Annotated in this window: 3 protein-coding genes and 2 CRISPR repeat arrays (1 of these 5 only partly in view); all 3 genes read right to left on the reverse strand. The window is 61.1% G+C overall.

All coding sequences use genetic code 11. The annotated features are described in order from the left end of the window. Nucleotides 1–622: a CRISPR direct-repeat array (repeat unit 28 nt; unit sequence TTTCTGAGCTGCCTGTGCGGCAGTGAAG); it begins 247 nt to the left of the window's first position. A 59-nt stretch (nucleotides 623–681) separates the two neighbouring features. After that, on the reverse strand, nucleotides 682–1,488 hold the full coding sequence (gene istB, locus KAK11_RS21315; RefSeq protein ID WP_310737852.1) for an IS21-like element helper ATPase IstB: 807 nt from the start codon (nucleotides 1,486–1,488) through the stop codon (nucleotides 682–684). Further along, the gene (gene istA, locus KAK11_RS21320) at nucleotides 1,488–2,783 is read right to left on the reverse strand and encodes an IS21 family transposase (protein ID WP_210811617.1); all 1,296 of its coding nucleotides are present in this window, start codon (nucleotides 2,781–2,783) and stop codon (nucleotides 1,488–1,490) included. Before istA ends, istB begins: the two co-directional genes overlap by 1 nt. A 113-nt stretch (nucleotides 2,784–2,896) precedes the next feature. After that, nucleotides 2,897–5,745: a CRISPR direct-repeat array (repeat unit 28 nt; unit sequence TTTCTGAGCTGCCTGTGCGGCAGTGAAG). A gap of 146 nt (nucleotides 5,746–5,891) precedes the next feature. After that, a partial coding sequence (locus KAK11_RS21325) for an ATP-binding protein (protein WP_246499215.1) occupies nucleotides 5,892–6,000 on the reverse strand: 109 nt, incomplete at its 5' end.

Here is a 6,000-nt window from a genome sequence, read left to right on the forward strand (position 1 = left end):
GCTGCCTGTGCGGCAGTGAAGAGTGCTAGGTGCTGAAGCCTGACGATTAGCTTTTTCTGAGCTGCCTGTGCGGCAGTGAAGAGGCGCAAAGACTGCCGCTCCCATAAGTGCTATTTCTGAGCTGCCTGTGCGGCAGTGAAGCCCAATACAGGCGGAAACTTGCCCCACTGATACTTCTGAGCTGCCTGTGCGGCAGTGAAATCGTTCTTCATGGGCAGGCCAAAGGTGCTGGATTTCTGAGCTGCCTGTGCGGCAGTGAAGACGAGTAGGCCCCCACCAGGCGCGAACCTTGAGTTTCTGAGCTGCCTGTGCGGCAGTGAAGGTAGACGTTGCCGGGCAGCAGTGGCTGCAGCATTTCTGAGCTGCCTGTGCGGCAGTGAAGTTCGGCATGCCAGCGAACAGCACTACCTCATATTTCTGAGCTGCCTGTGCGGCAGTGAAGATCCATCCTTGAGTAATACAGCGAGCGGGTTTTTTCTGAGCTGCCTGTGCGGCAGTGAAGTGTGCTTTGATCTGCGGAGGGGGGAAGTCAAATTTCTGAGCTGCCTGTGCGGCAGTGAAGCATCGCACCCGAGGCCCCAGCACACACCCACTTTTCTGAGCTGCCTGTGCGGCAGTTGTCAAGCGACATCGAGAACTGACCCCCTGACGACATTCAGAATTGACCCCCTGGGTTGATGATTAGGTTGCCGCGGCAATTGTGGTGGTGTCTCGCACCAGACCGGACTTGCGTTTGGCCTTGAGTCGGTAGCTGTCGCCGCGGATCGTGACGACGTGGCTGTGGTGCAGCAGGCGGTCCAGGATGGCGGTGGCGACCACCGCATCGCCGAAGACGCCGCCCCACTCAGCGACAGATCGGTTGCTCGTCACCAGCGTGGCGCCGCGCTCATAGCGACGGCTCACGAGCTGGAAGAACAGGTGCGCCGCGTTGGCCTCGAAGGGCAGGTAGCCCAGCTCGTCGATGACCAGCAGCTTGGGCTTGGCCAGGTGCGTCAGCCTCTCCTCGAGACGCCCTTCAGTGTGGGCCCGCACAAGCTGCGTCACGATGCTGGTCGCTGAGGCGAACAGCGTTGAGTAGCCGCGCAGGATGGCTTCGCGCCCGAGCGCGACTGCCAGGTGCGTCTTGCCCACGCCCGGCGGCCCCAGCAGCAGAACGGTGTCGCCGTTAGCCACCCAGCGTGAGGTCGCCAGCTCGCGCACCAGCTTCGGGTCGATGGAGGGCTGGGCCTCGAACTCGAAGCCCTCCAGTGTGCGCACGCAGGGGAACTTGGCGATGGACATGCCCATCTGGATGCGGCGCTCGTCCTTGCGGGCCACCTCGGCAGCGCACAGCAGGTGCAGCACCTCGCGCAGCGTCATGTCCGCACGCGCGGCCTGCTCCAGCAGCGTGTCGAGCTGGTCGCGAATCGCGGTCAGCTTCAGCCGCGTAAGCATGGCGTCGAGCTCGTCCTCTGGCATGGCTTGCTCGGTCTTCTTGACGCGGGCCATCACCAGCCTCCCCCGACCAGCGCCTCGTACTCGACGAGGTCGCGTTGCAGCTCGGCCGGTGGTGCAGCGGGCGGTACCAGCCGGGTCGAGCCGACGAACTGGCTGCCCACAATGCCGGCCAGGTGTCCGCGCTCGATGACGCTGCTGCGACGCAAGGAGCTCTGGGCGTGACGGGCCACTTCCTGGCCAGCGTACAGCACCTGCACCTCGCGGTCGGCCACGACGACGCTGACCTGCTCGCCGATGAGCTTCCAGGGCACGGAGTAGCGGTTGGTGTCGAGTTCGATGCAGGCGTCGGTGTGCACGCGGCGCACGAGCTCGCGCACCTGCAAGAACGGAGCCTTGGACGGCAGCGGGCGCAGCGCCGGGCGCTCATCGCGCTCGAACCGCTCGATGGGCGGCTCACCGGTCGTGCCGTGCACGCGCACATCGGCCACCTCGCGCATCCAGCGGTCCAGGTGGGCCTGCAGCGCGTCCAGGCTGGGGAAGGTGTGCCCGGCGATGGCATTGCGCTTGACGTAGCCGACCCCACGCTCGTCCTTACCCTTGGTCTGGGCCCGGTACGGTGCGCAGGCCCGAGGCGTCACGCCCCAGTAGCGGCAGAACGAGCGGAAGCGATCGTTGAGCTTGACCTCGCGAGTCTGGCGGTTGTGCTGCTCGACGAGGGCGCGGGCGTTGTCGATGAGCACCTCGTGCGTCACACCACCGAAGTGCCGGAATGCGCCTTCCAGGCCGAGCAGCCAGGCCGACTGACGTTCATGCAGGCTCAGCAGCACGTAGGTGCGTCGGCTGTAGCCCAGCGTCGCGACGAACAAGAAGACGCGCGTGAGCTCCTCGCCAACCTGCACGTGCGTGCTGCCGAAGTCCACCTGCAGCTGCAGCCCTGGCGCTGTCTCAAAGCGCACATGGGCGACTGCCTGAGCCCGCAGTCCCACCCGCATCGGCGCCACGGCGCGCTGCACGGTGCGCAGGCTCACGGCGATACCGAACTCACGCTGCAACTCCTGGCGCACCACGTCGGCGTTGCCCTTGTGCTGGCGCAGGCGCTGCTCCAGCCACGTCAGATGCGGCGCCAATGCGCTGGCCCGACCTGACACGTCCATCGGCTTCCAGCCTCCGCTGCGCAGGTACTCCCGTACCGTGTTGCGGCTGCAGCCTAGTTCCTTGCTGATGCGCTTCGCTCCCCATCCTTGCGCCTTTAGCGCCAGCATCCTCTGCACCTCCTGTGGCGCCAACATCGTCTGTCTTCCTCCAACGTCCATGACGCCGGAAGGATCGGTCACAACGTCCGTCATGCGGACCTCCTTCTAGTGAAGGGGGTCAGTTCTGGATGTCGTCAGGGGGGCAGTATTGGATGTCGCCTGACAGCAGTGAAGCCAAAGCCGCCACTTCGACGGCGCCACTTGGTTTTCTGAGCTGCCTGTGCGGCAGTGAAGCTGGCTGTGGTGGGCGGCGCGCCGCTGAGCAATTTCTGAGCTGCCTGTGCGGCAGTGAAGGGCGGCGAATGGGTCATCCTCGTGCGACTCATTTTCTGAGCTGCCTGTGCGGCAGTGAAGCAGTCCAGCGCGTGAAGCCTTCAACATCCATGTTTCTGAGCTGCCTGTGCGGCAGTGAAGTATTGAGCGTGCGGCGGCTAAGAGATTTGGGCTTTCTGAGCTGCCTGTGCGGCAGTGAAGGCCCTGCATTGAATGATCTGCGTCGTGGGGCATTTCTGAGCTGCCTGTGCGGCAGTGAAGGGGCCGTTTGATGACCCCAACTATCGCAAGCTTTTCTGAGCTGCCTGTGCGGCAGTGAAGCTGGCGCATTCATCATTGACGAGGGCATCGCATTTCTGAGCTGCCTGTGCGGCAGTGAAGAGATGATCTCCATCAAGTTGCCTTGATAGTGTTTTCTGAGCTGCCTGTGCGGCAGTGAAGGCATCCTTTGCCTGATTCCCTGCCTTACGCTGTTTCTGAGCTGCCTGTGCGGCAGTGAAGACCAGTGAGCGCAAAGGATGGGCAAACAACCATTTCTGAGCTGCCTGTGCGGCAGTGAAGGTTTAGGCGGCTTGCTGCTGCGGCCACTGTGGTTTCTGAGCTGCCTGTGCGGCAGTGAAGGCCAAGGCCACCGGCCGCATTGACCTCATCGTTTTCTGAGCTGCCTGTGCGGCAGTGAAGGCGCCCGAGGTGGTCTCGGCACGCATGGTGAATTTCTGAGCTGCCTGTGCGGCAGTGAAGACTTATCTCCGTCGCTGTCGCTTCCTGGCCATTTTCTGAGCTGCCTGTGCGGCAGTGAAGCTGTCGATGCGGCGGACTTTAGCCGCCGATCTTTTCTGAGCTGCCTGTGCGGCAGTGAAGTGACAAGCTGTGAGCGCCGCAATCATCTTCCATTTCTGAGCTGCCTGTGCGGCAGTGAAGTTTCTGAGCGATGGGCGCCGCCAGGTTTTGGATTTCTGAGCTGCCTGTGCGGCAGTGAAGTGGCCGTTTTCCAGGGCGTTCCATGCGCGTATTTTCTGAGCTGCCTGTGCGGCAGTGAAGACTTTGGGGCGCCAAAAGTTATCTTTGGTCTGTTTCTGAGCTGCCTGTGCGGCAGTGAAGGATCCGGCCGCCTTCAATCCAGGCGCGCTCGATTTCTGAGCTGCCTGTGCGGCAGTGAAGATCAAGAGCTTGGCGGCCATCCGTGGCCAGGCTTTCTGAGCTGCCTGTGCGGCAGTGAAGTCGCTTCGCAAGCCCTGGCCTTGCCGTGACTTTTTCTGAGCTGCCTGTGCGGCAGTGAAGGCTTTGCCTTGCGGAGCATGGCGAGTTTTCATTTTCTGAGCTGCCTGTGCGGCAGTGAAGACAGCACGAATTGACTGATGAGCAGTGCGACATTTCTGAGCTGCCTGTGCGGCAGTGAAGGCGGTGCCCTTCTTCGCCATCGTCAACATCGGTTTCTGAGCTGCCTGTGCGGCAGTGAAGTTGGCGAAGGTGTCGAGGTCTTGCACCAGCCATTTCTGAGCTGCCTGTGCGGCAGTGAAGATAAACCCCCAGGTTTCGGGTGCCCACAGTGCTTTCTGAGCTGCCTGTGCGGCAGTGAAGTTCAGGCGCTCCCAGGCGTTGTTGATCTTGTTTTTCTGAGCTGCCTGTGCGGCAGTGAAGTGGAGCAGTTCCCCGACCTGTTGGCGGCTGCTTTTCTGAGCTGCCTGTGCGGCAGTGAAGTTTAGGCTTGTAGTCCCACCATGGGCCGTTGCTTTCTGAGCTGCCTGTGCGGCAGTGAAGGCCAGCCTCGCTAAAAGGCCCGATCACATCAGTTTCTGAGCTGCCTGTGCGGCAGTGAAGGAGCAACCGAAACGGCGTGGCCGTCCTCCAAATTTCTGAGCTGCCTGTGCGGCAGTGAAGGCCGAGGCAGGAGGTGTACCAGGGGCGGGAGTTTTCTGAGCTGCCTGTGCGGCAGTGAAGAGGGGAGTCGGCGCACAGTCCAAAAAATCAGCTTTCTGAGCTGCCTGTGCGGCAGTGAAGTTGCCGCTGACGTTCATCCAGATGCCGCAATATTTCTGAGCTGCCTGTGCGGCAGTGAAGTGCAATCACAGCGCGGCGACTCAGCACCATAGTTTCTGAGCTGCCTGTGCGGCAGTGAAGGCAAACGTGGATTGACGGATCAAGCACCACTTTTTCTGAGCTGCCTGTGCGGCAGTGAAGGACACGCCCGACAAAGGCTGAAGCAACGTATTTTTCTGAGCTGCCTGTGCGGCAGTGAAGGGCACTGACTGCACGCTGATCCATGGCGCGCGGTTTCTGAGCTGCCTGTGCGGCAGTGAAGGGGTGGATACACGACATGGCGGTTATTCCTTTTTTCTGAGCTGCCTGTGCGGCAGTGAAGGACATGGAGCGCGAAATCATGGCCGAGCGCGATTTCTGAGCTGCCTGTGCGGCAGTGAAGTCATCGAGAAAGCTGTTCGCAAGGGCCGTATCTTTCTGAGCTGCCTGTGCGGCAGTGAAGCCTTCGTGAAGCGCTTACGGCTTCCTAACTTTTTTCTGAGCTGCCTGTGCGGCAGTGAAGGTTAGCCGATCAGTTGTTGCCTGATAGCTTGTTTTCTGAGCTGCCTGTGCGGCAGTGAAGGCAACCTGCACGGGGGTGGTGTCTTTGCTCATTTTCTGAGCTGCCTGTGCGGCAGTGAAGCCCTGGCCCACCAGCCCCGAGCAAGCCCGCACTTTCTGAGCTGCCTGTGCGGCAGTGAAGACGACGAAATCATGTCTTTGAACGCCGATCTTTTTCTGAGCTGCCTGTGCGGCAGTGTGCGTATTCCAGCACTCAGTGCGCATCAAGTCCAATGGCAAGTGGTCAGCCATTCCAGTACGTGATGCACGAAGTCCAACGAAGTGATCAGCCTGTCCGACGACGTGATCCCCTACGCGGTCAACGTGCATAGCTTTCCATTGATGTGATCAGTCAGGCAGCTTCATCTTTGCCTTGGCTTGCACCTTACGCATCGACTCGCCCTTGAGCTGAAGGCGGTGAGCCTGGTGAACGACGCGATCCAGAATTGCATCCGCC

The organism is Ideonella paludis, from assembly GCF_018069865.1.
Classification (GTDB): Bacteria; Pseudomonadota; Gammaproteobacteria; order Burkholderiales; family Burkholderiaceae_C; genus Ideonella; species Ideonella paludis.

What these genes read in the sequence shown, in the direction of transcription:
- istB (WP_310737852.1), bottom strand. Translation starts at nt 1,488, where the DNA reads ATGGCCCGCGTCAAGAAGACCGAGCAAGCCATGCCAGAGGACGAGCTC.
- istA (WP_210811617.1), bottom strand. Translation starts at nt 2,783, where the DNA reads ATGACGGACGTTGTGACCGATCCTTCCGGCGTCATGGACGTTGGAGGA.